The organism is Solirhodobacter olei (assembly GCF_004010155.1).
Classification (GTDB): Bacteria; Pseudomonadota; Alphaproteobacteria; order Rhodobacterales; family Rhodobacteraceae; genus Solirhodobacter; species Solirhodobacter olei.
On the sequence record NZ_RRYH01000002.1, the window covers coordinates 15574 to 42159 of the forward strand.

Annotated in this window: 24 protein-coding genes; 13 read left to right on the forward strand and 11 right to left on the reverse strand. The window is 67.0% G+C overall.

Going from position 1 to position 26586, the window contains the following annotated elements; translation table 11 throughout:
- Nucleotides 1–2: 2 nt before the first annotated feature.
- The 3 genes from EIP85_RS00105 to EIP85_RS00115 all read right to left on the reverse strand — a co-directional run bounded on the left by EIP85_RS00105 (nt 3) and on the right by EIP85_RS00115 (nt 2605).
- Nucleotides 3–1469 (reverse strand): pilus assembly protein TadG-related protein, encoded by a 1467-nt coding sequence (locus EIP85_RS00105; protein WP_127900498.1) that lies wholly within the window; start codon nt 1467–1469, stop codon nt 3–5.
- A 74-nt stretch (nt 1470–1543) separates the two neighbouring features.
- A complete protein-coding gene (gene cpaB, locus EIP85_RS00110; RefSeq protein ID WP_127900106.1) occupies nt 1544–2353 on the reverse strand; it encodes a Flp pilus assembly protein CpaB in 810 nt (269 codons plus the stop codon).
- Nucleotides 2354–2425: 72 nt separating this feature from the next.
- Nucleotides 2426–2605 (reverse strand): Flp family type IVb pilin, encoded by a 180-nt coding sequence (locus tag EIP85_RS00115; RefSeq protein ID WP_206615408.1) that lies wholly within the window; start codon nt 2603–2605, stop codon nt 2426–2428.
- A 424-nt stretch (nt 2606–3029) separates the two neighbouring features.
- Between EIP85_RS00115 and EIP85_RS00120 the strand changes: the two genes are divergently transcribed.
- The 4 genes from EIP85_RS00120 (at nt 3030) to EIP85_RS00135 (ending at nt 8630) form a co-directional block, all read left to right on the forward strand.
- Nucleotides 3030–3341 (forward strand): hypothetical protein, encoded by a 312-nt coding sequence (locus tag EIP85_RS00120; RefSeq protein WP_127900107.1) that lies wholly within the window; start codon nt 3030–3032, stop codon nt 3339–3341.
- 333 nt (nt 3342–3674) lie between these two features.
- Complete coding sequence (locus EIP85_RS00125; RefSeq protein ID WP_127900108.1) at nt 3675–4592, forward strand: ABC transporter ATP-binding protein; 918 nt, start codon at nt 3675–3677, stop codon at nt 4590–4592.
- Nucleotides 4582–7479 carry a Gldg family protein gene (locus EIP85_RS00130; RefSeq protein ID WP_127900109.1) on the forward strand — a complete coding sequence of 966 codons (2898 nt, stop codon included), beginning with the start codon at nt 4582–4584 and terminating at the stop codon, nt 7477–7479. Before EIP85_RS00125 ends, EIP85_RS00130 begins: the two co-directional genes overlap by 11 nt.
- A complete protein-coding gene (locus EIP85_RS00135) occupies nt 7476–8630 on the forward strand; it encodes a DUF4340 domain-containing protein (RefSeq protein WP_127900110.1) in 1155 nt (384 codons plus the stop codon). Before EIP85_RS00130 ends, EIP85_RS00135 begins: the two co-directional genes overlap by 4 nt.
- A gap of 91 nt (nt 8631–8721) precedes the next feature.
- Here the strand turns inward: EIP85_RS00135 and EIP85_RS00140 are convergent, their stop codons facing one another.
- Nucleotides 8722–9189: an Lrp/AsnC family transcriptional regulator gene (locus EIP85_RS00140; RefSeq protein WP_127900500.1), complete on the reverse strand. Its 468-nt coding sequence runs from the start codon at nt 9187–9189 to the stop codon at nt 8722–8724.
- 131 nt (nt 9190–9320) lie between these two features.
- Here EIP85_RS00140 and EIP85_RS00145 point away from each other — a divergent pair, with 131 nt between their 5' ends.
- Nucleotides 9321–10370 (forward strand): Glu/Leu/Phe/Val family dehydrogenase, encoded by a 1050-nt coding sequence (locus EIP85_RS00145; protein ID WP_127900111.1) that lies wholly within the window; start codon nt 9321–9323, stop codon nt 10368–10370.
- Nucleotides 10371–10410: 40 nt separating this feature from the next.
- Here the strand turns inward: EIP85_RS00145 and EIP85_RS00150 are convergent, their stop codons facing one another.
- Nucleotides 10411–12009 (reverse strand): peptide chain release factor 3, encoded by a 1599-nt coding sequence (locus EIP85_RS00150; protein WP_127900112.1) that lies wholly within the window; start codon nt 12007–12009, stop codon nt 10411–10413.
- Between the two features lie 316 nt (nt 12010–12325).
- Between EIP85_RS00150 and EIP85_RS00155 the strand changes: the two genes are divergently transcribed.
- Nucleotides 12326–13078: a hypothetical protein gene (locus tag EIP85_RS00155; protein ID WP_127900113.1), complete on the forward strand. Its 753-nt coding sequence runs from the start codon at nt 12326–12328 to the stop codon at nt 13076–13078.
- 32 nt (nt 13079–13110) lie between these two features.
- Here the strand turns inward: EIP85_RS00155 and EIP85_RS00160 are convergent, their stop codons facing one another.
- A complete protein-coding gene (locus EIP85_RS00160) occupies nt 13111–14145 on the reverse strand; it encodes a Hint domain-containing protein (protein WP_127900114.1) in 1035 nt (344 codons plus the stop codon).
- 184 nt (nt 14146–14329) lie between these two features.
- Between EIP85_RS00160 and EIP85_RS00165 the strand changes: the two genes are divergently transcribed.
- The 5 genes from EIP85_RS00165 (at nt 14330) to EIP85_RS00185 (ending at nt 17941) form a co-directional block, all read left to right on the forward strand.
- Nucleotides 14330–15106: an SDR family oxidoreductase gene (locus EIP85_RS00165; RefSeq protein ID WP_127900115.1), complete on the forward strand. Its 777-nt coding sequence runs from the start codon at nt 14330–14332 to the stop codon at nt 15104–15106.
- Nucleotides 15107–15223: 117 nt separating this feature from the next.
- Nucleotides 15224–15415 carry a twin-arginine translocase TatA/TatE family subunit gene (locus EIP85_RS00170; protein WP_127900116.1) on the forward strand — a complete coding sequence of 64 codons (192 nt, stop codon included), beginning with the start codon at nt 15224–15226 and terminating at the stop codon, nt 15413–15415.
- A 38-nt stretch (nt 15416–15453) separates the two neighbouring features.
- Nucleotides 15454–16275: a Sec-independent protein translocase protein TatB gene (gene tatB, locus EIP85_RS00175; RefSeq protein ID WP_127900117.1), complete on the forward strand. Its 822-nt coding sequence runs from the start codon at nt 15454–15456 to the stop codon at nt 16273–16275.
- Nucleotides 16272–17108 carry a twin-arginine translocase subunit TatC gene (gene tatC / locus EIP85_RS00180; RefSeq protein WP_127900118.1) on the forward strand — a complete coding sequence of 279 codons (837 nt, stop codon included), beginning with the start codon at nt 16272–16274 and terminating at the stop codon, nt 17106–17108. Before tatB ends, tatC begins: the two co-directional genes overlap by 4 nt.
- Nucleotides 17105–17941, forward strand: coding sequence for an ATP-binding protein (locus tag EIP85_RS00185; protein WP_127900119.1), 837 nt, complete (start codon nt 17105–17107; stop codon nt 17939–17941). Before tatC ends, EIP85_RS00185 begins: the two co-directional genes overlap by 4 nt.
- A 301-nt stretch (nt 17942–18242) precedes the next feature.
- On the opposite strand, the gene EIP85_RS00190 is transcribed toward EIP85_RS00185, so the two are convergent.
- The 4 genes from EIP85_RS00190 to EIP85_RS00205 all read right to left on the reverse strand — a co-directional run bounded on the left by EIP85_RS00190 (nt 18243) and on the right by EIP85_RS00205 (nt 21815).
- Nucleotides 18243–19484, reverse strand: a complete 1242-nt coding sequence (locus tag EIP85_RS00190) for a LysM peptidoglycan-binding domain-containing M23 family metallopeptidase (RefSeq protein ID WP_127900120.1) — start codon at nt 19482–19484, stop codon at nt 18243–18245.
- 50 nt (nt 19485–19534) lie between these two features.
- On the reverse strand, nt 19535–20176 hold the full coding sequence (locus tag EIP85_RS00195) for a protein-L-isoaspartate(D-aspartate) O-methyltransferase (RefSeq protein ID WP_127900121.1): 642 nt from the start codon (nt 20174–20176) through the stop codon (nt 19535–19537).
- The gene (surE, locus tag EIP85_RS00200; protein WP_127900122.1) at nt 20173–20958 is read right to left on the reverse strand and encodes a 5'/3'-nucleotidase SurE; all 786 of its coding nucleotides are present in this window, start codon (nt 20956–20958) and stop codon (nt 20173–20175) included. Before surE ends, EIP85_RS00195 begins: the two co-directional genes overlap by 4 nt.
- 209 nt (nt 20959–21167) lie before the next feature.
- Nucleotides 21168–21815, reverse strand: a complete 648-nt coding sequence (locus tag EIP85_RS00205; RefSeq protein WP_127900123.1) for an SDR family NAD(P)-dependent oxidoreductase — start codon at nt 21813–21815, stop codon at nt 21168–21170.
- 428 nt (nt 21816–22243) lie between these two features.
- On the opposite strand from EIP85_RS00205, the gene EIP85_RS00210 reads away from it, so the two are divergent.
- The gene (locus EIP85_RS00210) at nt 22244–23755 is read left to right on the forward strand and encodes an amino acid permease (protein WP_127900124.1); all 1512 of its coding nucleotides are present in this window, start codon (nt 22244–22246) and stop codon (nt 23753–23755) included.
- 61 nt (nt 23756–23816) lie between these two features.
- Here EIP85_RS00210 and purF read toward each other — a convergent pair whose 3' ends face one another.
- Nucleotides 23817–25301, reverse strand: coding sequence for an amidophosphoribosyltransferase (purF, locus tag EIP85_RS00215; protein ID WP_127900125.1), 1485 nt, complete (start codon nt 25299–25301; stop codon nt 23817–23819).
- Between the two features lie 333 nt (nt 25302–25634).
- Here purF and EIP85_RS00220 point away from each other — a divergent pair, with 333 nt between their 5' ends.
- A complete protein-coding gene (locus EIP85_RS00220) occupies nt 25635–26441 on the forward strand; it encodes a transferrin-binding protein-like solute binding protein (protein ID WP_127900126.1) in 807 nt (268 codons plus the stop codon).
- The last annotated feature ends 145 nt before the right edge of the window (nt 26442–26586 follow it).

Consider the following 26586-nt stretch of genomic DNA (forward strand, 5'->3'; position numbering starts at 1 on the left):
CGTCACCTGTAAAGCTGCACGACGTCGTGGAAGAGCCCGCCCTTGCCGCCGGCGCCGCCATAGCCCTCGGCCGAGCCGATGATCTCGGCATAGATGTTCACGATCGGGGGCGAGCTGGTGTCCTGGCCGACGGGCTCGGTCAGGAACATCTTGAAGAACTCGGTGACGGGCACGTCGGTGGTGCTGCCCTTGATCTGGGTCGCGCCGCAGTCGACGCCGGCCGCCACGATCATCCGCCGTTCCGGATAGGCCGACATGTTGGGTGAGCAGGAGGGCAGGCCGGTCTCGGCCTTGCCGCTCTCGAGGATCGAGTTCGCGGCGGTCGGGTTGTTGATCTCGGCGTTGTAGAGCGACCAGCGGCTGCCGCTGGTCCAGCCCCCCGGCGCGCCGTTCGGCCAGTTCTCTGCCAGGTAGGCGGCCGAGTCCCAGGTGCCGTTGCCGAAGCGCGCGCCGTCGGTGCAGCTGCCGTCGTTCAGGCATGTGTCTCGGGGCAGGGACATGGTGTTCGGCGACAAGTCGGCGTTCTGGCCGATGCAGCTGCCGCCCCCCTTCGGCACCTTGCCCTTGATGACATTCGGTGCCGGCGGATAGGCCTTGTCGGCCTTCCTGCCGTTCATCGAGGACTGGTAGATGTCGAAGCGCACGTTGAAGACGGCGTTCTCGATCCCGTTCTTCTGGCCCGGCTCGGTATCGACGCCGCGCTGGCTGAAGCACTGGCTGATATTGCCCTCGGCGGCGAGCAGGCACTCGAAATACTTCACCCCGTTGGGGGCGAGGCCGGCGCAGGGCCCGGACTGGTCGGCGGTGATGCCGGAGCCGGTCGGGTCGAGAAAGCCGAAATCGCCCGGGCCCCAGGCCGCGCCGTTGCCGCCCGAGCGCAGCACGATCATGTCGCCCTTGTGTTGGTCGGCACGGTAGGTCGGGCTCGGCAGGCAGAACATCATCGGCGTGATATCGCAGGCGTATTGGGTGAAGCCCGCGACGGCCGTGGCCCCGACGAGCGATTTCGGCGCCGTCTGTCCCAGCAGCGCGAAGGCGGCGCGGGCGAAGGTCAGCCCGACGTTGCGGGGGGTGACGGTGATGGCGACATACTGCGCCTTGGCGGGGTCGGTCGTGGCGGTGCCGAGGGCGGTGGTGTCGGTCGGCGGGAGCGTCGCGTAGAAGGCGATCGTATAGTCGCTTGCCCCACCGAGCGCGTGACTGCCGTCACCGAAGCTCTGCGACCCGCTGACCATACCGGCGGCGGCACTGGTTGCGCGGGTGATCGCATCGGGCTTTCCGTCTAGTTCGCCCGCCGCGGCCAGGGCCACGTGATCGGCGAAGGACTGCAGCTCCGCATGGGTGGACGCGACGCGGCCGATGTCGAAGGAGAGTGCCGTGATGCCAAGCACGGCAGCCAAGGCGATCGCCCAGAAGACCAGAATGGTCCCGCGGCTTTCGGTGGCGAAGCTGTGAAGGTGGCGTTTCATCGACACGGACCTTTCCCGTTGGGCGGCGGAGCGGTCCGCGCCCGGGCTTGCGGCGTTGCAGGCGCCGTCTGGCGTTACTTGACTTCGACGAGCTCCACCGGCTTGTCGCCGCGGCGAACCTTGATCGTCACCCCGGGCTGCGGCTTGTCGACGGGCGAGCTGTCGCGCAGCACGTCGTTCAGCCGGATCGAGGCGATCGGCGTGTCCGACGAGGTGTTGGCGGCGGAGCGGAGCGTCAGGCTCAGGATGCCGGCCTGCTGAGCGAGGGCCAGGATCTGGCCCTGCTGTGGCGTCACCTCGACGGTGACGGTGCGGGCGACATCCGGGCGGTCGTGGTTCTGGTCGGAGACCTGGTCGACGCCGAGGATGCGGAGATCCTGCAGGATCGTGACGGCCTTTAGGTTGGCGTCGCGACCCTGGGTGAGGACGACGTCCACATGGTCACCCGGGGTGACGAAGCCGCCGACGGCGGTCACGGCATTGACCTTGATGGCCATGGCGCGGGCGTTGGGGCTGAGGGTCTGCACCAGGGTTACTTTCGCACCGAAGGCTGAGACCTTCGAGCCTAGGATCAGATCTCCCTTGGCGAAGGCATGGGTGGCCCGGCGCGGCGGCTTGCCATTGGAGGGCAGCAGGCTCGCGCTGGACTGGAACGCCCCGGCGGGGATCGCCTCACGCGGCCAGGGGATCGTTTCGACGGATTGCGCCCGGATCGGCTGGCCGAAAGGAATATCAGTGGCGGCGACGACAACGGTGCCGAGGTCGGCCTTGGACTCCGTCGCGGCATGGGCCGATTGCAGGCTGAGGTATTCGCGTGTGGCGAACGCCGAGGCACCCGCGACCGTAACGCCGACTAGGGCAACGAGGATAGAGCGGATGGCCATGAGGACACCTCTGTCAAAAACGCTGTCGGAGGACGCCCGCGCCGGCTTCGGCGCGGGCGGTGATGGAGCGGCTTAGGGCCGGGTCGCAGCGGTGTTCGCGCTCGTGAAATTGGTGTTGGTAGTATTCGCCAGCGTGATGAGGCCGCCGCCGCCGACGATGATCGCCACGAGCAGGGCGATGCCGTACTCGACCAGCGTGGTGCCCTTTTCGTCTTTGCGGAAGCGGCTCAGGTGCTTGAACATGGACTTCATTTCGCATCTCCTAATTGCGAAGGGATCAAAATTTGAACCGTCCACCACACGGCCCGCTTTTCCGAGGCGAGCAGCGTCGCCATGAGATCAGTATGGGCCGTCCTCGCCCCGCGCCGCGTCGTCACAAAAGATGAAGAATACAATCTGTGGGTGAATCTTTATCGGGCAGCCTTTGAGGGATGCACCCAGGGAGTGCATGAGGTGCACCAGATACTCCCAGTGAGAGTGTTTTGGACGTTTCAGGCGAATCTCCCCATGAACCCTCGGCAAGACTTCGCCCGGGCTGCCGTGAAATCTGCATCGGCACGGGATTTGATGACGGAAATCAACGCCAGACCCCGTGATCTTCGTTCCAATCTCCGGACGGTGCCGCGACGGTTGGGGATGTTGGGCTCTGTGGTGCCGGCGTGGTGGAGGAAGAGCCATGCTGGAAGCTGACGAAATCAAGACGGAGATGCTGGCGAGCGCGCTGCATGATCTCCAGAAGGGAAGTATTGCCGCCACGCTCGCCTGGGCGGCGGAGCTGGGGGTGCTGAGAAGCGCCTTCGTCTCGCTCCTCGGCGTGATCGAGGCCCGCCAACCGGCGGTGCGCGAGATCGTGCTGCAGGATCTGCACGAGGTGCTCTCGAAAGAACTGCACCCGCCCGCGGGGATCGACAGCGACGAGGGTCGCGTGGAAGCGCTGACCTATCTGATCGACGCGCTGGAGATGCAGTTACGGCCGGATCAGACCTGATCCGACGGCCCATCGGAAGAGGATTGCCCGATCCACCGGGCTCTTTTCGCATGGGCCAATCGCGACATCGAAAACCATTTGGCGCGGGCGCGGAAACCGCCCTTCACGATGCTCCCGAAACCCTCACCCACACGTGTTCTAGGTGTGATTTGAAGAGCTTACGGGCCGTCTCTACAAGCGAGCCGGATGCAAGCGGCCCTTCTCGATAAGCGCACCGTCAGCCAGTCGGCACATTTGCGACGCGACTGCGAGATGTCTCTGGCGGGGGCGCCCAGCCGCCGGCTGGCCGCGGCAAACCGACAATCCAGATATCGACGCCAACGGAGGTAATCCATGATCAGCGTGGAATCCTTGACCCGCGTCTACGGCGAGCTAACCGCCGTGGATGGGGTCAGTTTCGAGATCGGCAAGGGCGAGGTCGTTGGCCTGCTCGGCCATAACGGCGCTGGCAAGAGCACGATCATGAAGATGCTCACCGGCTACCTGGAGCCGACCTCGGGCGCGATCCGTGTCGATGATCTGGTGATGGGGCGAGATACCAGGGCGATCCAGGCGCGGATCGGCTACCTGCCCGAGAACTGCCCGGTCTGGCCGGAAATGACGGTGATCGATTTTCTGTCCTATCACGCGCAGCTGAGCGGCGTGGCGAGGGTGAAGCAGGACGCGGCCATCGCGCGTGCGATCCGGCGCACGGCACTGACGGCCAAGGCCACGTCGCGAATCGAGACGCTCTCGCGCGGCTACCGCCAGCGCGTCGGCGTGGCCCAGGCGATCCTGCATGACCCCGAGATCGTCATCCTCGACGAGCCGACGAACGGGCTTGACCCCACCCAGGTGCGCGAGATGCGCGGGCTGATCCGGGAGCTGGCCGAGACCTCTACCGTCATCGTCTCCACCCATGTGCTGCAGGAGGTGCAGGCGGTCTGCAAGCGCGTGCTGATCATGCGTGCCGGCAGACTTGAGGTCGACGAACGGATCGAGGCGCTGGAGCGGGCCAGCGGGCTGACGCTGGCGACGGACCGCGATCTCGACGCGCCGTTGGCCGCGCTCGAGGGCGTCACGGCGGTGGCGCGCGAAGGGATGGCAAACGGCCGTTACACTTACCGGCTCGACGCGACGGAAGAGGCCGCACCCGCAGTCGCGCGCCTCGTCTGCGACAGCGGCGCCGCGCTTTACGCGCTGGAGCCGCGTCGGCGCGATCTTGAAACGGTCTTTGCCGAAGTGAACGGAGGCGCCGCCCATGCTGCGTGAGACATTCGCCGTCGCCCGCAAGGAGTTCAGGGGCTTCTTCTCCTCGCCTGCGGCCTATATCTTCATCGGCGGTTTCCTCGCCGCCACACTCTTCATCGTGTTCTGGGTGGCGGGCTTTTTCGCCCGCAACATCGCCGATGTGGAGCCGATGTTCCAATGGATGCCGGTCCTGATGGTGTTCCTTGCCGGTGCGCTGACCATGCGCGTCTGGGCCGAGGAACGGCGTGCCGGCACGCTCGAGGCGCTGATGACAACGCCGGTGCGCCCGATCAGCCTGGTCTTCGGCAAGTTCCTCGCCGTCGAGGCCTTGGTGGCATTGGCGCTGGTGCTGACGCTGCCCTTGCCGTTCACGGTTGCCCATCTCGGCGCGCTCGACTGGGGTCCGGTGATCGGCGGCTATGTCGCCACGCTCTGCCTGGCCGCCGCCTATGTGGCGATCGGGCTTTTCGTTTCGGCGCAGAGTGACAATTCGGTGATCTCGCTGATCGTGACGGTGCTGATCTGCGCGATCTTCTACTTCCTAGGCTCCGACCTGCTGACGAGCCTTGTGAACCGCAACCTGGCGCAGATCCTCGATGAACTCGGCTCCGGCTCGCGCTTCGCCTCGATCACGCGCGGTGTTCTCGATCTGCGGGATATCTACTATTACATCTCGATCGTCGGCGTGTTCCTCGCTCTGAACGTGCTGCAACTGCACAGGCTTCGCTGGGCGAAGAACCCGGGCGGCCGGAAGGCCCATGCGGTGACGGTGGGGGCCGCCGTGCTGGCGGCGGCGAACCTGCTGGCGGCGAATTTCTGGCTTGCGCCGGTGACGAATGCCCGGGTCGACCTGACTGCCAACCATCGCTACACGCTCTCTGACGCGACCAAGACCGCGCTGAAGGGTCTGCAGGAGCCGCTGGTCATCCGCGGCTATTTCTCCTCCAAGACCCATCCGCTTCTGGCTCCGCTGGTGCCGCAGCTCAGGAACCTGCTGCGCGAATATGCTGCCGCGGGCGGGCGCAATGTGCGGGTCGAGTTCCTGAACCCGACGACGGATCCGAAGGCCGCGAAGTCGGCGGCCGAATTCGGTATCCGGCCGACGCCGTTCCAGACCGCGAACCGCTATTCCTCGTCGATCGTGAATTCCTATTTCGACATCGCGATCTCCTATGGCGGGCAGGACCAGACGCTGGGCTTCCGCGATCTGATCGCGGTGAAGGATCGCGGCATGAACAATGTGCAGGTGGGCCTTGCGAATCCGGAATACGCCGTCACCTCGGCGATCCTGAAGGTGACGCAGGCCTATCGCGCAGGCGGCGACGCCTTCGCCTCGGTCCCCGGGGGCGTGACGCTTCATGCCTATCTTTCCGACGAGTCGAAGCTGCCGCAGGGGCTTGCGCCCGTGCATGACGCGCTGATGAAGGCGATCGACGCCGAGAAGGTGGCTGCCGCCGGCAAGTTCTCCTATTCGATCGAGGATCCGGAGGCGAACGGCGGCGCGCTGGCGCACAAGCTGGAGAAGGAGTACGGGCTGCGCCCGCAGGTTGCCGGGCTGATGAACCCGCATCCGTTCTGGTTCTCGCTCCGCCTTTCGGGGGGCGGGCACAGCGTGCCAGTGACGCTTCCGCAGGGGGGCGGGCTGGACGAGGCGGCGTTCAAACGCGCCATCCTCACCGCGGCCAAGCACCTGGCACCGGGCTTCCTGCACACCATCGCGCTCGCCACGCCGCCTGCGCCGAAGCAGATGTACCCCGGCATGCAGCCGCAGGGGCCACAATACACGCGGCTCAAGGCGCAACTCGACAAGGATGCGCGGGTGATCGATGCGAAGCTCTCGAGCGGCCATGTGCCGGCGGATACCGATGTCCTCATGGTCATGGATCCGACCAACCTTGGCGTTAAGGGCCGCTTCGCGATCGACCAGTTCCTGATGCGCGGCGGCACCGTAGTGCTGGCCTCCTCGCCCTATGCGGTCTCAGAACAGGGCACGCTGAGCGTGGTGCCCCAGAGCTCGGGCCTCGGCAAATGGCTGAAGACCTACGGGATCGACATTGGCAAGAAGCTGGTGCTTGACCCGCAGAACGCCTCGCTTCCGGTTCCGGTCGAGAAGCAGGTGGGCGGCTTCAGCATGCGCGAGATCCACATGATGCCCTATCCGCATTTCCCGGATGTGCGCGGGGCCGGTCTTTCGCAATCGAGCCCGGTGACCGCGAGCCTTGGGCAACTGACGCTGGACTGGGCGTCCCCGATCACGCTGAAGGATGTGCCGAAGGGGCTTTCGGCGGTGCAGCTGGTCAAGACCTCGCCGAAAAGCTGGACCTCGACGACGCTTGACGTGACGCCGGATTACCAGGCGCATCCCAACAACGGCTTCGCCGTGACGGGTCCGCGCGGTTCGGATCTGCTGGCGGTGGCGCTGACGGGCAGTTTCAAGTCTGCCTTCGCGGGCAAGGACTCGCCCCTGCTGTTCAAGCCGGACAAGAACGTCAAGCCGAAGAAACCGGCGGCAAAGGACGCCAAGGCCCCGCCGCCGGAATTCCAGGGCGTGATCGACCGCTCTCCGGCAAACGCCAAGCTGGTTGTGGTTTCCTCCTCCAGCTTCGGGTCTGACCTGACACTGGCACTGGCCTCGCAGGGGCTTGGGACCCGCTACACCAAGCCGGTCGACTTCCTGCAGAACGTCGCCGACTGGGCGACGGAGGATCCCGCGCTTCTGGCGCTGCGCGGGCGGACCCAATACGCCAACACGCTACTTCCGATGACCCCCACGACCCAGGCGCTGTGGGAGTATCTGAACTACGCCTTCGCCATCCTCGGCCTCATCCTGGTCTGGGTCTGGCGGCGGTGGACCGTCGGGCGCGACCGGGCCCGCTACGGGCGCATTCTGAACGAGGTGTCGGCATGAAGAAGACGATCTACACGCTCTCGGGCCTTCTGGTCGCGCAGGTGGCGCTGGCGATCGGGATGAACACCTCCTCGCGCGGCTTTGCGGGCGAGGCGGCGCGCACCAAACTGCTTGACGTGCCCACCGCCAAGATCACGCGTCTGGCGATCACCGGGGCGGACGGCAAGACGGTGGTGCTGGCGAAGAAGGACAAGGGCTGGGTCCTGCCGGAGGAGGGCGGCTTCCCGGCCGCCGGCCATCGGGTAAATACCGTGCTGAAAGACCTGGCCAAGGCCGAGGAGAGCCCGCCCGTGGCCACCACCGCCGGCGCGCCCAAGCGCTTCAAGGTGGCACAGGACGGCTTCGAGCGAAGGCTGGTGCTCGGGCCCGAGAAGAGCCCGCTTGCCACGGTCTACCTGGGCAATTCTCAGGGCGTGCGGCAGGTCTATGTCCGCCGCGCCGGTCAGAAAGGGGTGCGGACGATGGACTTCGGCCTCTACCTCGTCTCCGCAAACGCAAACGACTGGGTGGATTCGAACGCGCTGAAGGTGGACGCGAAGAAGATCACCTCGATCGGGTGGGGCGACGTGAAGATCACCCGCACACCGCATAAGGCGGAGGGGACGGCGGGCGGGACCACGCCGGTTGACACCAAGACGGCCGATGCCAAGGGCGCCGGCGGCAAGACAAGCGCGGCGAAACCGGCCGCCAAGCCCGCGCCCGGCTGGGAGGTCCAGATCGGCAGCGCCGCCCCGGTGCCGGCGGGGACCGAGGTCAAATCGCTGACCGACCAGCTCGGGAGCCTCTGGATCGAGGGTCTGGCGCCCGGCAAGCCCTCCGCGCCGGAGGGGAAGGAAAAGCTCGACCTTTCCATCGGGATCGCCGGCGGCAAAACGCTCGACTACCGGGTGATGGAGGAGAAGGACGGCAGCTACATCCTCGCCGCCTCGAACCTGCCGCGGTTGATGAAGCTCTCGCCGGACTCGGCCAAGGGGCTGATAAAGCTCGCCGCCAACAAGGCCTTCGCGCCGCCGGCCCCCAAAGCTGCTGCGGCGCCTGCCGCGACCCCGTCGACCAAGACGCCGGTGGCCCAGACCCCGTCGACCAACACGCCGGCTAACGCGCCGGCCAAGCCCCAGACAAGCGCGCCCGCCGCCGCAAGCGGCGGCTGAGGCGCCGCACGGGGGGCAACCCCTAAACCTGGCCCGCCGCTCCCCCCGCGGCGGGCCTTTGTCGTCTCTACAGCGAATGCGGGGCTTCGCCTCAGGACCCGTTGGGCCCGAGTGGCAGGGACTGGCGCCGGATCAGCGTGCGCAGCGCGAAATTGGAGCGGATGGAGCGGATGCCCGGCAGCCGCATCAACCGTTCCTCAAGGAAGTGGTTGAAGGTGGTCAGATCCTCGGCAACCACCCGAAGCAGGATGTCGCGCGAACCGGTCATAAGGTAGCACTCCATGACCTCGGGCAGGGTGACCACGGCGCGTTCGAAGGTCGTGATGGCTTCGCGGTCCTGCCGTTCCAGCTCGACCGAGACGAAGATCGACACAGGCAGCCCTACACGGACCGGATCAACCCGCGCTCCGTAGCCGGTGATTACCTCCTCCGCCTCCAGCCGGGCGACGCGCCGGGCGCAGGGGGTGGGCGACAGGCCGACCAGTTCGGCAAGCTCGACATTGGTGATCCGGCCGTCGCGTTGAAGGGCCGCAACGATTCGACGGTCGATGTCGTCCATGGTGACATGGGAACGTTGGGGCGCCATTTTTGGAGTCATACACCAATTCTGGCCAAATTTGGAGGTGCATTTGGTGACCTTCCCTCTCTCTCAAGCGGCACTATGCGCGCCTGGACAGAAGGAGAGCGAGCATGAAGCTGACGCCTGTAGCGGCACCGGACCACGAGGAGGTGCTGCGGGTCGAGGATCCGTCGGTCGGGCTTGTCGGGTTCATCGCGATACATTCGACCGCGCTCGGCCCGGCGGCCGGTGGGCTGAGGATGCGGCCCTATGCCAGCGAGGCCGAGGCGATCGAGGACGTGCTGCGGCTCTCGCGCGGAATGACCTTCAAGAACGCCGCCGCGGGGCTGCCCCTGGGGGGCGGCAAGGCGGTGATCATTGGTAATCCGGCGGTGGAGAAGCCCACGGGTCTGTTGGAAATCTTCGGCCTTGCCATCCAGACCCTGACCGGCCGCTACTGGACGGCCGAGGATATGGGGATGACGCCCGATGACATGGCGCTGGTGGCGCATGGCACGCGGTTCGTGGCGGGGCGGGTCGACGGGGCCTATGCCAGTGGCGACCCCTCGCCGGTGACCGCCCGGGGCATCTTCAACGCGATCCGCGTCACCGCGCGCCACCGCTTCGGCTCGGCCGATCTCGAGGGGCGCCGGGTGGCGGTTCAGGGGGTGGGCCATGTCGGGCTCCACCTCTGCGCGCTGCTGTCCGACGCCGGGGCGGACCTGATCGTGGCCGACAGCGATGCCGCCGCTGCCGAAGCCGCGAAGGCGGCCTTCGGCGCCGAGGTCGTCGCGCCAGAGGCGATCCTGGCGGCCGAGGCGGACATCCTCGCGCCCTGCGCCGTGGGCGCGGTGCTGAACGAAACCACGATTCCCCGGCTTCGGGTCTCGGCCGTCGCGGGCGGGGCGAACAACCAGCTGGCCAGCGCCGCCGACGGCAAGCGGCTGCAGATGCGCGGCATCCTCTATGCGCCGGATTTCGTCGCCAATGCGGGTGGCATCATCAATGTCGCAACAGAGATCCTGAAGGTCCGCGACCGCGACCGTTTCGTGGCCAAGGGGCTGGCCGCGGCGGAAGAGACGCTGGACAGGATCTTCACCCGCGCGGCAGAGGCCGGGGTCAGCCCGAACGAGGTGGCGGAAGAGATCGTCGCCCACCGGATCGCCGAGAAGGCCGCCTGAGGACGACGCTCTGGGCCGTCGCAGGCCTGGAGCGGACGGCTCAGACCATCATTTCCTTGGTCGCGGTCAGCTTCAGCTCCGGATAGTCGCGCCCGATCCGGTCGATGTCCCATTGCAGCCGCGTCAGGTAGACGAGGTCGCCGTCATTGTCGGTGGCGATGTGGCCCTTATTGACGTTGACGAATTTCTCTAGCTCGGCCTTGGGCCCCGAGACCCAGCGGGCAGAGGTGAATTGCGTCGGCTCGTAACGGACAGGCAGGGCGTATTCCTGTTCGATCCGGCTTGCCAGCACGTCGAACTGCAGCGCGCCAACGACGCCGACAATGAAGCCCGAGCCGATCATCGGCTTGAAGACCTTGGCGGCGCCTTCCTCGGAAAACTGCATCAGCGCCTTTTCCAGGTGCTTGGCCTTCAGCGGATCGGTCGCGCGGATGCCCTGCAGCAGTTCCGGCGCGAAGCTGGGGATGCCGGTGAAGCGCAGCGCCTCGCCCTCGGTCAGCGCGTCGCCGATGCGGAGCTGGCCGTGGTTCGGGATGCCGATGATGTCGCCGGCCCAGGCCTCCTCCGCCAACTCACGGTCGGCGGCGAGGAAGAGCACGGGGTTCGAGATCGCCATCGGCTTTTTGGCGCGCACATGCATCAGCTTCATGCCGCGCTCGAAATGGCCCGAGGCGAGCCGGACGAAGGCCACCCGGTCGCGGTGCTTGGGATCCATGTTGGCCTGGACTTTGAAGACGAAGCCCGCAACCGACTTCTCCTCCGGCGCGATCTCGCGTTCGGCGGCGCGCTGGGGCTGCGGCTCGGGGCCGTAGTCGCCGATCCCGGCCATCAGCTCCTTCACCCCGAAGGAGTTGATCGCGGAGCCGAACCAGATCGGCGTCAAATGCCCTTCAAGGAAGCTCTTGCGGTCGAAGGCGGGCAGAAGCTCGCGCGCCATCTCGACCTCCTCGCGGAGCTTGTCGAGTAGGCCCGGGGGGATGTGCTCGGCAAGCTTGGGGTCGTCCAGACCCTCGATCTTGATCGACTCCGCCACGCGGTTGCGGTCGGCCCGGTCCATCAGCTCCAGCCGGTCGCGCAGGATATCGTAGCAGCCGAGGAATTCGCGCCCCTGTCCGATGGGCCAGGAGGCGGGGGTCACGTCGATGGCGAGCGATTGCTGGATCTCGTCGATGATCTCGAACGTGTCGCGGCTCTCGCGGTCCATCTTGTTGCAGAAGGTCAGGATCGGCAGGTCGCGGAGCCGGCAGACCTCGAAAAGCTTGCGGGTCTGGCTTTCGACGCCCTTGGCCCCGTCGATCACCATGATCGCGGCATCGACCGCGGTCAGCGTGCGATAGGTGTCCTCCGAGAAGTCCGAGTGGCCGGGCGTGTCGACGAGGTTGAAGCGGTACTTCCCGAACTCGAAGGACATGGCGGAGGCGGAGACGGAGATGCCGCGCTCCTGCTCCAGCTTCATGAAGTCCGAGCGGGTGCGCCGCGCCTCGCCCTTGGCGCGGACCTGGCCGGCCATCTGGATCGCGCCGCCGAAGAGCAGGAACTTCTCGGTCAGTGTGGTCTTGCCGGCGTCCGGGTGCGAGATGATCGCGAAGGTCCGGCGGCGGGCGATTTCGGGCGGAAGGGCGGGGCGATTGTCGAGCATGGGGGCCTATAGCCCGCCGCCGGGGAGGCGGCAAGCGGCGCGATGCGCGCGGGGCCGGGTGCATGTTTCCCCGCTGGCAACAGAGTTGTGAACACGGGTTCGTGCAACTCAACTGCGGCGAGAGCATGGTTAATTGCGGCACGGAGAAGGCGAGCCTTCGGCGGTAGGTGGTGACGAGCGTGTGGGTGGAATGGTCGAAGGCGCGCCCCCGATTGCCGCTGCATGCAGCGGCGCCTTCCAGAGAGAGGAACTGAAACGACCCGGGCCGGACGGTCTCGGGGGAACGGCTGCGGCCGGGGCTTGGAGAAGACGAGTGATGACGAAGATCGAGAGGACGGCCCTGCGCGTGGCCGCCGTCGGGGCAGTGCTGCTTCTGGCGGGATGTGGCGGGTCGGGGGTGACGGCGGGTGCGGGTGCGGCGAGTTCGGGTTGCGGCTGTGGCAGCAGCACGCAGGTCACCGCGGCAAGTGACCCGGTGGACTACTACACCAATGTGCTGGTGCCGGGCTACAACAGCTATCACGACGAGCTGTACGGCGATACCTATACCGGCGCGACGGCGATGGCGAACACCACCACCATGCCGACAACCGGAACGGCCACCTACACGGGCTATGCGGTAATTAACGGCAACTACGACAACGCGGTGACCACCCAGCCAAATATCGTGGCGGCCGGAACGGCCGAGTTGTCCGCGGATTTCGGCAACGGATCGTTGAGCGGGTCTGCGACGAACTTCGTCGGCGGGCCCTTCGGTCCGCCCGATCCGAAGACCGGGATCCGCAGGCCGACGACAAAGGTCCAGTACTATGCTGGCACCGTGACCGTCAGCAACGGTTGCATTGGCACTGCAAATGGCTGTTCCAACGTGACGCAGCCCTACCAGGTTTCCGCCAACTACAAGGGGACGCTGACAGGAGGCGGGAATACGGTCGCGGTCAGCGGCCAGGCCCTGGGCGATTTCAAAGGCACCTCGGCCCAGGGCGTGACGCTCCTCACGAATACCGGCACGGTCACCCTGAATGGCGCGAAGGTGGATGGCGGCGTGCAGATATACGCCAAGCAATGAAGGTTGGGCGGCGGGCGCGCCGCTGACGCCGCTCACCCCGCCTTCCGCTGCTGGAAGAACGCCGGGCCACCGAGCATGGTCAGGGCGCGACGCCCGGCCTCCGTCCCGAAATGCTGGCGCTGGGAGAGGCCGGGGAAGCGGGTCCTGAGCTCCTCTGCCAGGGCCTCGGGCAGGTGCGAGAGGGTGGCGTCGTTGACCATCAGGCTCTCGGCCGGGATGCCCTCGGCATAGATGATCTCGTGCCGGTCGAAGATCAGGCTGAAATAGTCGACATAGCCACCCTGGCGCAGGAACACGCGTTCGCCATCCACCAGATGCTTGGCCTGGACCAGAAGCTCCGCCGTGTCGGCCAGACGGTTGCCGTCGCGCTGGTAGAGGAACATGCGGTGATGCTGGCCGACGATCAGGTCGCCGGCGTTGCCAAGCGCGCCGGCGGTGATGACGATGGGCGCATAGCTGCCGAGCGCCCGCAGCGTTGCCCGGCCGATCCAGCGCAGCGGCTGGGCCCCGTGATCGCGGGTCAGCACGCGGTCGCCGGGTTTCAGGCCCTCGATCGGGATCTGGCTGCCGTCGGCCAGCGCGATCATCGTCCCGCGTCCGAAGGAGATGCAGATCAGGTCGGAGAGCCGCGCGGTACCGGGATCGGCCTCCGCCCGTATCAGGGTGTAGTCTACCTTCGGCTCCATCGGCGAAAGGGGCAGGGCGTAAAGCCCCCCCGGCCCGTCCGGACACAGGAGGAGCAGTTCCACCATGTCGCCTTCCGGCGCCATCAGAGTCAGCCGCGCGCAAAGCGCGACCCAGCCGCCGGGCCGGCCAACGTCGGAACCCGCCGCGATCGGCTGTCGCCGCTTGTCCACGCATGCGTCAGACGCCGCGATGGTCAGGCGCAGGGCATTCGCGCCCGCCGCGAGCTGGTAGACATCGCCGAGGCAGAGCGTCTCGAGATCCCCCAGCGGATCGCCGAGATTGGCCCCGGCGCGGACCGAGATCACCTCGGACGGAAACACCTGGCAGGTGAGGCGGGGTGGCAGGGCGAAGGGGCTTGCGGGATGGGATGGGTCCGCCATGGGGACTTGGCACTCTTTCTAACGTGGAACTCGGACAGGGTCGGCGGCAGGTGTTTGAGCAGGATTGGCGCAACAAGGTTAACGAAGTGTTGAGAGACCTGCGGGCCCGGATCTGCCCCCGCCGATTTCCGGCTTTCAGCCCCCCGGACGGAGTGTTAGCCAGAGGAAAAGACGGGAGGACGGAATGGATCTTGGTATCAAGGGCCGACGCGCGCTGGTCTGCGCGGCCTCGAAGGGGCTCGGCTACGGCTGCGCCGAGGCGCTGGCCGAGGCGGGCGTGGACCTGGTCATCAATGCCCGCGGCGAAGCGGCGCTCGAGTCCGCGGCAGAGCGGCTGCGCGCCAAGGGCGTGCGCGTCACCGCGGTTGCCGCCGACATCACCACGGCTGAGGGCCAGGCGCGTGTGCTCGCCGCGGCAGGGGATGTGGATATCCTCGTTACCAACGCCGGCGGCCCGCCGCCGGGGATCTGGAGTAACTGGAGCCGTGCCGATTTCATCGACGCGCTCGACAAGAGCATGCTGACGCCGATCGCGCTGATGCAGGCCTGCCTGCCGGGAATGATGACGCGCGGCTGGGGAAGGGTGGTCAACATCACCTCGCGCTCCGTCAAGGCGCCGATCCCGCAGCTGGGGCTGTCGAACACGGCGCGGACCGGGCTGACCGGCTTCGTTGCCGGCACCTCTCGGCAAGTGGCGCCGAGCGGGGTGACGATCAACAACCTCCTGCCCGGGGCCCATGCGACCGACCGCACGCTGGAACTGGACGGCGCGGCGGCTGAGGCGCGTGGCGTGCCGCGCGAGGAGGTGGCCGCCGCCAACGCCGCCGCGATCCCCGTCGGCCGCTACGGCACGCCTCAGGAGTTCGGCGCGATGTGCGCCTTTCTCTGCTCCGTCCATGCCGGTTTCATCGTCGGGCAGAACATCCTTCTCGACGGCGGGGCGGTGAACGCAACAATCTGACGCGGGCGCGGAAAAAACCCAGCCTCACGGCGGATTCGGGCTTTGATCCGGCGCGCCGAGGCCATATGTCAGAGAAGAAGGCACGGGCGCAGAATTCGTGCCGAGATGGAGGATGACATGCTCAACAACATCGGGCTTCCCGGCCTGATCCTGATCGCGGTGGTGTTCCTCGTGCTCTTCGGCAAGGGCAAGGTGAGCAACCTGATGGGCGAAGTCGGCAAGGGGATCACCGCTTTCAAGAAGGGCATCAACGACGGCGCCCAGGCGAGTGACGAGACCAAGAAGGTCGAGGAGAAGGACAAGGCCTGAGGGCCTGGTCGCGGGAATCTGAGGCGGGCTGACGCGTAATGTTTGATATCGGCTGGTCCGAATTGATGCTGATCGGCATTGCGGCGCTCATTTTCGTGGGCCCCAAGGATTTGCCGAAGATGTTCCACGCCCTGGGCCAGTTCACGGCCAAGGCGCGGGCCATGGCGCGGGATTTCCAGAACGCCATGGAACAGGCCGCGCGCGAGGCCGGGGTCGATGAGGTCGCGAGCGATATCAAGAACCTGACCTCCGCCCGGTCGCTTGGGCTCGATGCGCTCTCGAGCGCCAGCAAGAAGCTCGATGCCTGGGACCAGACCAAGCGCGCGGTGAATTCCGGCGCAGACGAGGCAAAGACCGAAGGCGAAGGGGAGATGGGGCCGGAAACGGCCGCGCTCGCCGCCAAGGTCAAGGCCGGCTCGGACGAGGCCGAGGCCCGGGCGGCGGAGATGGCGGCGCTGCGCGACAAGCCCACGCCCGAGGAGCTGGCCGAGGCAACGTTCGAACATCATGACATTGGCGCGGATGCCGCGCCGAAGAAGGCCCGCAAACCGCGCGCCAAGCCGGCCGCAAAGGCCGCAGCCGCGACGGAAGACGCGGCGGCCGACACGGCCAAGGCCGCATCAAAATCGGCTACCAAGACCAGGAAAACCCCCGCAAAATCCGCGCGGAAGCCGGCGGCCAAGACGACGGCTGCAACCGCCGAAGCCGAGGCGCCTGCCGCCTCGAAACCGCGCAGCCGTGCCAAGGCGGCAGCAAAGCCGAAGGCCGCGGCCACCAGGGCCAATGGCGCTGACGAGACGGCCTCCGCGACCCCCAAGACACCGCGCAAACGCGCCGCGTCCCGGAACACTGACGCATGAGCACAGAAGACCTCGACGAGTCCTCCGCCCCGCTGATGGAACACTTGGCGGAGCTGCGCCAGCGGCTGATCTGGTCGGTCAGCGCCTTCCTCGTGGGGCTGGTGCTCTGCTACATGGTTGCCGACCCGATCTTCAACTTCCTGACCCGACCGATCTGCCATGCCATGGCCTCGCGCCATCAGGAGTGCGGGCTGCAGATGATCAAGCTGCAGGAGGGCTTCTTCGTCGCCATCCGGATCTCGGCGATCGGCGGGCTGGTGCTGTCCTTCCCGGTCATCTCCTACCAGCTGTGGCGCTTCGTGGCGCCTGGGCTATACAAGAAGGAACGCGCGGCGTTCCTGCCGTTCCTCATCGCCTCTCCAGCGATGTTCCTGCTGGGCGCGGCCTTCGCCTATTACCTGATCCTGCCGATGGCCTTCCGGTTCTTCTTGAGCTTCCAGCAGCCGGGGCTGGGCGATGCGACGGCGGGCACCGGCAAGGCGCTGGCGCAGGCGGGGATCACCTTCCACGGCTCGATCGAGGCCTATCTCTCGCTCACCACCACCTTCATCGTCGCCTTCGGCCTGTGCTTCCAGCTTCCGGTGCTGCTGACGCTGATGGGCAAGGCGGGGATCATCTCTGCCCAGGCGCTGGCGAGCGTGCGGCGCTATGCTGTGCTGGCGATCCTGGTGCTGGCCGCGGTGGTGACGCCGCCCGATGTGGTCTCTCAGCTGACGCTCTTCACGGTGATCTACGGTCTGTTCGAGATCTCCATCCTGCTGATCCGCCGGATCGAGCGGAAGCGCGATGAGCAGCTTCGCGAAGAGGGCCTGCTGGACGACGACGAAGAATGAGCGACCCGCTGGAAAGGATCGCGGCGGCGCTTGAAAGGCTGAGCCCGCCGCCGGGCCGGGTGCCTGATTTCGCGGGTTCGGACGCCTTCGTCTGGCATGTGAAACCCGATCGGCTGGAGCCGGTGGACGAGATCAACCGCGTCGCGCTGCCGCTTCTTGTCGGTATCGACCGGGCCCGGGACATCCTGCTGGAGAATACCCTGCAGTTCGCCCGCGGCCTGCCCGCCAACAATGCCCTGCTCTGGGGGGCACGGGGGATGGGAAAGTCCAGCCTTGTCAAGGCGGTACACGCCGAGGTTCTGGCGCGCGGCACCCCCCTCAAGCTGGTCGAGATGCAGCGCGAGGACCTGCCCTCTGTCGGGCGGCTCCTCAATATGCTGCGGGGCACGAAGGCCCGGTTCCTGCTGTTCTGTGACGACCTGTCGTTCAGCCATGATGACGAGCATTACAAGAGCCTGAAGGCGGTGCTGGACGGCGGGATCGAGGGGCGGCCGAAGAACGTCATCCTCTACGCCACATCCAACCGCCGTCACCTGATGCCGCGGGACATGATCGAGAACGAACGTTCGACCGCCATCAATCCGTCCGAGGCGGTGGAGGAAAAGGTGTCGCTCTCCGACCGGTTCGGGCTGTGGCTGGGCTTTCATCCCTGCGGGCAGGACGAATACCTCGCCATGATCCGGGGCTATTGCGACGCCTATGGCGTGGAGATCGACGAGGCGACGCTGCGCGCCGAGGCGATCGAGTGGCAGGCGACGCGCGGGGCGCGCTCCGGCCGGGTCGCCTGGCAGTATTTCACCGATCTCGCCGGGCGGCGGGGCGTGGTGATCTGACACCGGCCCCGGCCGGCTTCCTTAAGCAAGTGTTTATGCGGCGTCCCCGAGACCGGGTGGGCGTCTGATGCCGTGCGCGCAATGCGCTGAAAAAGCGTGAAAAAGGCGATACCGAAAAAGCACCGCTTTTGCACCGCTTTCGCACCGATTTTGGTTTTTGAATGTGTTTCAGCGTCAAGACAGGGCGGCGCAGCCAGGAGGGGCAATAATATATCTTATTATCAATGGCTTAAGTTTATTTCCTCACACGCCGGGTGAGGTTGCGCGCCGCCCGTTTGGCCGGACGGCGCGCAGGACCGCCTTACTGCACCAGCGTCGTCGGGTCGACGGCGTTGAAGCCCTTGCGGATCTCGAAATGCATGTAGGACGGGTTGCCGGGCCGCACCGAGCCGAGGGTCTGGCCGCGCTTCACCGTCTCGCCCTTCTTCACCTTGATGCCGCCGACATTGGCATAGACGGTCAGAATGCCGCCGTCGTTCCTGAGCACGATGATCGGCACCTGGTCGGTGTTCTGGGTGATCGCGGCGACCGTGCCGGAGGCGGCGGCGTGGATCGGGGTGCCGGCCGGCGCGGCGATGTCGATGCCCTGGTTCTTGCCGCCGAAGGGCCGGATGATCTTGCCGTTCACCGGCATCATGTATTTCGAGGCCGAGGCCGAGGTCCGCTGCTTCGACATGTCGGGCGAAGCGGGCAGGTTGGTCTTTGCGCTTGCCGGCGGAGGCGTGGTCGCCGGCAGGGGCTGCGAGGCGCTCGGCGGTTCCGGGGCGGGCGACTGCTGGCCCGGCGGGCTGACGGCGGCCGTGGTGGCGGTCGTCTGCTGCGACTGGCCCTGGGCCGAGGTATCGACCGGCGGGATCAGCAGCACCTGACCCTCGTGCACCGAAAGATCGGGGCCGAGGCCGTTCCAGTCGGCCAGCGCGCGCACGGGCACGTTGTAGAGCCGCGCGATGGTATAGGCGGTCTCGCCGCGTTTGACCTTGTGCCGGATCGGCTGCACGCCCGAGGGCGAGGCGGCGGCGACCCGGGTGCCGCTGCCGCTGGTCGTGGCGGCGTTGCCCTGGCCCTGCGAGCGGTCGATGGCGCCGCTTGCGAGCGAGGTGATGTCGATCTGCCCGTTGCTGGCGGTCGAACCGCCCGCATTGGCGCCGGCTGCCCCGGCCGCACCTGCCGCCCCTGTGCTGCCGCCACCGCTTTCGGCGACGCGGACGGGCAGCGCCACGACCTCGCCCTCGCGCAGGGGGGCGTCGACGCGGACTGCGTTGTAACGGGCGAGGTCGCCCGGCGAGATCCCGAGCCGGGCGGCGATGGAGGCGACGGTGTCGCCGCGCCGGGCCACGGCCACCTGGTAGCCGGGATAAGAGATCACGCCACGGCTGTCGGGCGTCGGCCGGTTGAGGGTCGCCTGCTCGGCGGCGTTCGTGGTGTTGAAGCCGCCGGAGAGGTTCCTGAGGTCCCAGTCCTTCACCTGCCCGCAGGAGGCGAGCGCCGCCACGCCTGCGCAGAGGATGAGATTGCGGTGAAACGCCGAGTGTTTGCCTGCCATGCTTGCCCCAACCCGCCCGGTAGGCCCGGGCCTTGTTTCGCCTTCAGCTGTCATTCCTGTGCGAGCCCTTCGACCAGCGGCACGAAACGCACCGGACGAAGCTCGTTATAGTCCAGCCCGTGTTCGGATTTTCGGACCTGTAGCAGCGTTTGGACCGCCCCCGACTGCCCGACGGGCAGCACCATGATACCGCCGATCCTCAGTTGCGCCAAGAGGGGCCCGGGAGGGTCCTCCGCGGCGGCGGTGACAAGGATGCGATCGAAGGGCGCCTGTTCGGGCAGGCCGAAGGATCCGTCCGCCGTCATGGCGGTGATATTGCTGAGGTCGAGGGCGCGGAAGACGGCCTCTGCCTCTCGCACAAGGCGCCGGTGGCGGTCGATGGTGTAGACCCGGCGGCAGAGCTGCGAGAGCACCGCGGCCTGGTAGCCGGAGCCGGTGCCGACCTCCAGAACCTTGTCGCGGGACCCGAGTTCCAGCGCCTGGGTCATGAGACCCACGACGGAGGGCTGCGAGATCGTCTGGCCGCAGGCGATGGGCAGCGGCATGTCCTCATAGGCCTTGTCGGCGAAGGTGCCGCGAATGAAGGCGCCGCGGTCGATCTTCTCCATGGCGGAGAGCACGCGCGCTTCGGTCACGCCCGAGGAGCGGAGCGCGTAGAGGAAACGCATCTTCCGCTCCGCGGCGTCGATCATTCCAGCCGCTCCCTCAGGCTGTCGAGGATGTCATGCGCGGTCAGGTCCGCGCGCATGGGTGTGACGGAGATGTAGCCCTCGACATTGGCGGTCACGTCGGTGCCCGGGCCTGTCGGTTCGTGCTGGCGCCCGCCGCGGACCCAGAGGAACCGGCGGCCGGAGGGCGATTGCACCGGCTCCACCCCGAAGGTGGTGTAGTCGCGGAAGCCCTGCGAGGTGACGCGGGTGCCCCGGACGTCCGCCGCGGCGCAGGGCGGGAAATTCACATTGTAGAAGGTGCGGTAGGCGCCCTCGTCCCAATGGCCATGCTCCAACAGACGGCGGACGAGGGCCGCGCCGTGATGGATGGCGGCGTCGAAGGGATCGTCCAGCACCTGGGTGCGCGGGCCGATGAACTGGCTGAGCGCGATCGCCGGAAGGCCCTGAAGGGCGGCTTCCATCGCGCCGCCGATGGTGCCGGAATAAAGCGTGTTCTCGCCCGCGTTGTTACCCCGGTTGACGCCGGACAGGACAAGGTCGGGGTGCTGGTCGACCAGCACGTCATGGACGCCGGCAAGCACGCAATCGGCCGGCGAGCCCTCTGCCGCGAAGCGGCGGGGGCCGAGTTCGGCGATCATCGTCGGGTGGCTGTAGGAGATGCAGTGGCCGACGCCGGATTGCTCGAACGCAGGCGCGACGGTCCAGATCTCGCCGCCGGGGCCGGCGACCTCTTCGGCGATGGCCTGCAGCACGGCGAGGCCCGGCGCGTTGATGCCGTCGTCATTGGTGATGAGAATACGCATTCTAGCCCCCGTCCTCGGCCCTGATTAGTCGAGGCTGCGGCGAGGAACAAGGCTGGTCGTGCCGGGCTGGCCGGGAAGTTACGCGATCGCCCGGACCGCCGCGCCCCGCAGCGCGCAAGGGGGCCTCCGGCCGCGGTATTCGGACCGGGGTGAAAGCCGGGGCGAGCGCTTTTTTCTGGCCGAAATACTCCCGCCGGAGGCGAGAGGGTTCAGAGCAGGGAGAGGAGCCGGGCGGCCTCTTCACGGATCGGGGCCAGGCCCTCTGTCTCCTCGCCGGGGAAGAAGCGGGCGCGGGTGGCCGTGCGCATCGGTCGCGGCGTCTCGATCAGGACGCGGGGGCCGACATGCGGGGTCTCGGCCTGCCAGGAGCGGGCGAGCGCGATCTGGGCTGCCTTGGTGGCGCCGTAGCTTCCGAAGAACTTCTCGCCCGCGCGCGGGTCGTCGAAGAACATCGCCGTGCCCTCTGGCGCGGCGCGCAGCAGCGGCTCGACCATGCGGATCAGGGTCGCGGTGGCCGAGACGTTGGTGGCCAGCGAGCGGTCGAGGTCCTTGGCGTCGATATGGCCGGCGGGCGTAAGGGGGGCGGCATGGATCGCGGTGTGAAGCCAGAGGTCCGCCTTTCCCCAGCGATCGAAGATGCCGCGGCAGAGTTGGGCCATGGCCTCCGGCACCGTCACGTCCATTGGCGCGAGCGTGGCGCTGCCGCCGGCGGCCTGTATCCGGTCGTCGAGATCTTCCAGCCCGCCCACGGTGCGGCCGACGGCGACGACGTGCCAGCCCTGGGCGCCGAGCGCCTCGGCCAGCGCGAAGCCGAGCCCGCGCGAGGCGCCGGTGATGAGGGCGATGGGGGCAGGCATTGGCTTTCTCCGCTCAAGTCCGGCGACGGTTGTGGGCGAGAACCGGGCCCGGGTCAATGCGGGCGCGGTGTCGCGGCCGGGCCCACCGTTTCGGGGCGCGAGAGGCGGGGCGCGGGGCTGCACGCGGGGGGTGAATCTTCGCCGTAGGCGTTCACGGGGGCCGTGATGTAGCATGTCCGCAGGGCCGGGCGCGCGGATCATGCCGTGGGAACCTGCCCGTTTCAGGCCGGCGGGGGCGCGAGAACCGGAGCTTTCGCTGGAAATGACCGCAGGAGGGGCCGCATTCGGCCTCTGCCGGTTCGCAGACGGAGAGACCAAGCACGAGCGACAAGCACAACGAGCAAAGAAAGGGGCAAACATGCCTAGGGACAGCGGAAGGACTTCGAACTTCGCCGGCGGGCCGGCGCGCGAACGGGGAGGGCGTGCCGATGGCTGACACCAACAAGCGGCACGAGGGGGGCGTGAGCTACCACATCCCCGGCGCCGATTATTTCGAGCAGCGGGTGCTGAAACGCCATGCCGGCGTCTTCTCGCTCTGGGCGCTCGGGGTGGGCGCGGTCATCTCGGGCGACTTCTCGGGCTGGAACCTCGGCTTCGCCGTGGGCGGCTGGGGCGGCATGTTCATCGCCACGGTGATCATCGCGATCATGTATCTCGGGCTGACCTATTCGATTGCCGAGATGTCCCCCGCGCTGCCCCATACCGGCGGCGCCTATTCCTTCGCCCGCACCGCCTTCGGGCCCTGGGGCGGCTTCATCACCGGGATCGCCGAGAACATCGAATACGTGCTGACGCCGGCGGTCGTCGTCTATTTCATCGGCACCTACATGACGCAGATCACCGGCACGCCGGATGCGTTGCAGCCCGTCTGGTGGCTGGTGGGCTACGTGATCTTCGTCGGCCTCAACGCGCGGGGCGTGGAGCTGTCCTTCAAGGTGACCGTCATCGTCACCCTGATCGCCATCGCCATCCTCGTCTTCTTCCTTCTCTCGGCGCTGTTCTCCGGCCAGTTCGACTTCGCCAGATGGGCGATGAACGTGGGCGCGGATGCCAAGGGCAACGCGGTGGAGTTGAAGGGCGGCGGCGGATCCTTCCTGCCGCTGGGCGTGAAGGGGATCTTTGCGGGGCTTCCCTTCGCGGTCTGGCTTTTCCTCGCCATCGAGCAGTTGCCGCTGGCGTCTGAGGAGTCGGTCGATCCCAAGCGCGACATGCCGAAGGGAATCATGCTGGGGATGTTCACGCTGATCGGGCTGGGCTTCCTCGTCCTGATCATCAACCCCGGCATCCCGGGCGGCGCCTTCGGCTATGGCTCCTCGGGCCAGCCGATCCTCGACGGCTTCGCGGCGATCTACGGCGCGGGCTGGGCAAAACTGCTGGCGCTCTTCGCGGTGGCGGGGCTGGTGGCGAGCTTCCACTCGATCATCTTCGCCTTCGGGCGGCAGATCTACTCGCTGAGCCGGGCGGGGTATTTCCCGCATTTCCTGTCCGTCACGCATGGCGAGCACAAGACCCCGAACGTGGCGCTTTACGCCGGGGCTGTGGTCGGCTTCCTGGTGATGCTGATCACCTGGTTCGCCGAGGGCGGCCAGGCCGCGGGCACTTTCATCGGGGGAACGCTGCTGAACATGGCCGTCTTCGGGGCGATGTTCTCCTACCTGCTGCAGGCGCTGACCTTCCTGCGGCTGAGAAGCCGGTTCCCGAATATCGAGCGGCCCTATCGCAGCCCGTTCGGCCGGCTCGGCGCCGGCCTGACGGCGATCATCGCGATCGTCACCATCATCTTCCAGCTGACCGACCCGCTCTACCGGCAGGGGGTGATCGGCGTGGCGATCTGGTACGCGCTGGCGATCATCTATTTCGCCGTCTACGGCCGCAACACGCTGGTCTTTTCACCGGAGGAGGAATTCGCGGTGAAGCAGCGCGAGGGGGCGGCGCGGTAACGCCGCACCGGGCCGGGCCTTCGGGCCCGGTTCCACCCGCAGAAGGAAGGGAGGCGGCCGGTTACTCGGCCGCCTTCATCGTGAATCCCCGCTCGATCATGTCGGCAGGCGCCACGGGATATTCGCCGGAGAAGCAGGCGTCGCAGTATTTCGGGCTGCGGGCATTGCGGCCCTTGGCCTCGCCCACGGCGCGGTAGAGCCCGTCGAGCGAGATGAACTTCAGGCTGTCGACGCCGATGAAATCGCGCATCTCGTCCTCGGTCATGGTCGCGGCGAGCAGCTTCGCCCGCTCCGGCGTGTCGACGCCGTAGAAGCAGGGCCAGGCGGTCGGCGGCGAAGCGATGCGGAAATGCACCTCGGCCGCGCCGGCTTCCATGATCATCTCGCGGATCTTGATCGAGGTGGTGCCGCGGACGACCGAATCGTCAACGAGGATCACCCTCTTGCCGCGGATCAGCGCCCGGTTGACGTTGAGCTTCAGCCGGACCCCCATGTTGCGGATCTGCTCCGTCGGCTCGATGAAGGTGCGGCCCATGTACTGGTTGCGGATGATCCCCATCGCGTAGGGGATGCCCGATTGCTGCGAGTAGCCGATCGCCGCGGGGGTGCCGCTGTCGGGTACCGGGCAGACCAGATCCGCCTCCACCGGCGCTTCCTTGGCAAGCTCGACCCCGATCTGGCGGCGCGTCTCGTAGACCGAGCGGCCGCCGAGGATCGAATCGGGGCGCGAGAAGTAGACATGCTCGAAGATGCAGAAGCGCGAGGCGGCCCGTTCGAACGGGTGGAAGCTCTCGAGGCCGCGGCTGTCGATGACGACCATCTCGCCGGGCTCGACCTCGCGGATGAACTCCGCCCCGATGATGTCGAGCGCGCAGGTCTCGGAGGCGAGGCACCAGCCGCCCTCGGCCTCGCGCGGGCCGATCTTTCCAAGGACCAGCGGGCGGACGCCGAGCGCGTCGCGCACGCCGATGAGCTTGGTGCGGGTCATCGCCACGACCGAGAAGGCGCCCTCGACCATGCGCAGCGCATCCTTCATCCGTTCCGGGATGGTGCGCTGCATCGAGCGGGCCATCAGGTGGATGATGCATTCGCTGTCTGAGTTCGACTGGAAGATCGAGCCACGCTCGATCAGGTCGCGGCGGAGCTGGTTGGCGTTGGTGATATTGCCGTTATGGGCCACCGCACAGCCGCCCATGGCGAACTCGCCAAAGAAGGGCTGCACGTCCCGGATCGCGGTGGATCCCTTGGAACCGGCGGTGGAGTAGCGCACGTGGCCGATGGCGATCGAGCCGGGCAGCGTCGCCATCACGTCGGCCTTGGTGAAGTTGTCGCGGACGTAGCCGAAGCGGCGGGCGGAGTTGAAGCCGCTCTCGGGATCAAAGGTGACGATACCGCCGGCCTCCTGTCCGCGATGCTGAAGGGCGTGCAGGCCCAGGGCTACGAAATTCGCCGCGTCGGCAACGCCGAGGACGCCGAATATTCCGCATTCCTCCTTCAGCTTGTCGTCGAGCGGCTCGAAGGGGTGGCGCGGCAGCTGTGCTGGCATCGTCGGAGGGGCTCCGAATCCAGAGGAGGTTTCGCCCGACCATGTAGTGCGTTCGGCCCCGGCTGTCACGAAACTATCGCATCGAAAGGCGCGCAAGCGGCCGTGAGATGATCCCGATCCGTTGTGGAAAATCAATGCGGGCCCCCCGCGGGCGGGTTCTACTCCCTTTTGCGGGGGCATCGCTGCGTGCCGCCTTCGCCGGAAATGCCTAGTCGGGAATGGGAGTTGGACGGTGCTTCTCATGCAGGCGGAGCTATGCGCGGAGAACTGGCCCGGAAGCGGCCGGACGTGCGGGCCTGTGCGGGAGCCTTCTGGAGAAGTGAGGGGAAATAAATGCTAGTTCCGCGACTGACCGGCCGTTTCGGCCCGGGTGTTCTGAGTATGATGACGGTCTTTGCCCTGGCCGCTTGTGGTGGGGGCGGCAGCACGCCCGCGGCGACGCGGACGAGCATCGAGACGTTGCCAAGCGGCAAGAGCCTGCCGACGGTGACATATGACAGCACCAACGATTCGATCAGCCTGAGCAACGGCACCAACCTGACGCGCGACACCAAGGTCGATCTGGGAGATTTCCACGCCTATACCGACGGATCGAACAGCTTCTACTGGCGCGACGCGAGCGCGTCCGGGGCGCTCTGGGCAGGCTTCGGATCGGTCACCGACAACGGCTCGCAGGTCGCCGGGGTGGAATTCCATCGCAACGGCTCTGCCAATATCCCGTCGAGCGGCACGGCAAGCTACTCCGGCGCCTATGGCGGGATCATCACCGACCAGAGCGGCAACCTGAACGGCAACGGCGCGGTCAGCGGTTCGGTCGCCCTGCAGGCCGACTTCGGGGCGGCGACGGTGAACGGCTCGATCACCAACCGCAACTTCTATGGCAATGCCGACACCTCGACGCCGACGGCGACGCTGGGGGATCTGTCGCTCTCTGGTGGCGCGATCGACGGCAACGGCTTCTTCAAGGGGACGGCGACCGGCGGTGCGGCGACGACCTTCACCGACACGACCTCGCAGGGGATCTTTACCGGCGAGTTCGGCGGCGCGACCGGGAACGAGGCCGTGGGCGCGGTGCAGATCAACCACACCACCTCTGCCGGGACCTTCGTGGAAACCGGCGCCTTCGTGGCGAAGCAGTAAGTCATCCGGCGGGACGTTCGGCCCGACGCCCGTCCCCTTCAGGGGCGGGCGACTTCTTTGGACGGGGGAGACGAGGCTTACGCCTCACACCTCAGGCGATTGCCGGGCCATGGCGGTCCCGGCGCGGGTCAGTTGCCGGTGACCG

Bases quoted from the DNA above. Each gene is read 5' to 3' on its own strand.
- EIP85_RS00120 (WP_127900107.1), top strand. From the start codon at position 3,030: ATGCTGGAAGCTGACGAAATCAAGACGGAGATGCTGGCGAGCGCGCTG.
- EIP85_RS00145 (WP_127900111.1), top strand. From the start codon at position 9,321: ATGAAGCTGACGCCTGTAGCGGCACCGGACCACGAGGAGGTGCTGCGG.
- EIP85_RS00105 (WP_127900498.1), bottom strand. From the start codon at position 1,469: ATGAAACGCCACCTTCACAGCTTCGCCACCGAAAGCCGCGGGACCATT.
- EIP85_RS00185 (WP_127900119.1), top strand. From the start codon at position 17,105: ATGAGCGACCCGCTGGAAAGGATCGCGGCGGCGCTTGAAAGGCTGAGC.
- EIP85_RS00140 (WP_127900500.1), bottom strand. From the start codon at position 9,189: ATGGACGACATCGACCGTCGAATCGTTGCGGCCCTTCAACGCGACGGC.
- tatC (WP_127900118.1), top strand. From the start codon at position 16,272: ATGAGCACAGAAGACCTCGACGAGTCCTCCGCCCCGCTGATGGAACAC.
- EIP85_RS00155 (WP_127900113.1), top strand. From the start codon at position 12,326: ATGACGAAGATCGAGAGGACGGCCCTGCGCGTGGCCGCCGTCGGGGCA.
- EIP85_RS00220 (WP_127900126.1), top strand. From the start codon at position 25,635: ATGCTAGTTCCGCGACTGACCGGCCGTTTCGGCCCGGGTGTTCTGAGT.
- tatB (WP_127900117.1), top strand. From the start codon at position 15,454: ATGTTTGATATCGGCTGGTCCGAATTGATGCTGATCGGCATTGCGGCG.
- EIP85_RS00205 (WP_127900123.1), bottom strand. From the start codon at position 21,815: ATGCCTGCCCCCATCGCCCTCATCACCGGCGCCTCGCGCGGGCTCGGC.
- EIP85_RS00135 (WP_127900110.1), top strand. From the start codon at position 7,476: ATGAAGAAGACGATCTACACGCTCTCGGGCCTTCTGGTCGCGCAGGTG.
- EIP85_RS00195 (WP_127900121.1), bottom strand. From the start codon at position 20,176: ATGATCGACGCCGCGGAGCGGAAGATGCGTTTCCTCTACGCGCTCCGC.
- EIP85_RS00125 (WP_127900108.1), top strand. From the start codon at position 3,675: ATGATCAGCGTGGAATCCTTGACCCGCGTCTACGGCGAGCTAACCGCC.
- cpaB (WP_127900106.1), bottom strand. From the start codon at position 2,353: ATGGCCATCCGCTCTATCCTCGTTGCCCTAGTCGGCGTTACGGTCGCG.
- EIP85_RS00210 (WP_127900124.1), top strand. From the start codon at position 22,244: ATGGCTGACACCAACAAGCGGCACGAGGGGGGCGTGAGCTACCACATC.
- EIP85_RS00170 (WP_127900116.1), top strand. From the start codon at position 15,224: ATGCTCAACAACATCGGGCTTCCCGGCCTGATCCTGATCGCGGTGGTG.
- EIP85_RS00115 (WP_206615408.1), bottom strand. From the start codon at position 2,605: ATGAAGTCCATGTTCAAGCACCTGAGCCGCTTCCGCAAAGACGAAAAG.
- surE (WP_127900122.1), bottom strand. From the start codon at position 20,958: ATGCGTATTCTCATCACCAATGACGACGGCATCAACGCGCCGGGCCTC.
- EIP85_RS00130 (WP_127900109.1), top strand. From the start codon at position 4,582: ATGCTGCGTGAGACATTCGCCGTCGCCCGCAAGGAGTTCAGGGGCTTC.
- purF (WP_127900125.1), bottom strand. From the start codon at position 25,301: ATGCCAGCACAGCTGCCGCGCCACCCCTTCGAGCCGCTCGACGACAAG.
- EIP85_RS00160 (WP_127900114.1), bottom strand. From the start codon at position 14,145: ATGGCGGACCCATCCCATCCCGCAAGCCCCTTCGCCCTGCCACCCCGC.
- EIP85_RS00150 (WP_127900112.1), bottom strand. From the start codon at position 12,009: ATGCTCGACAATCGCCCCGCCCTTCCGCCCGAAATCGCCCGCCGCCGG.
- EIP85_RS00190 (WP_127900120.1), bottom strand. From the start codon at position 19,484: ATGGCAGGCAAACACTCGGCGTTTCACCGCAATCTCATCCTCTGCGCA.
- EIP85_RS00165 (WP_127900115.1), top strand. From the start codon at position 14,330: ATGGATCTTGGTATCAAGGGCCGACGCGCGCTGGTCTGCGCGGCCTCG.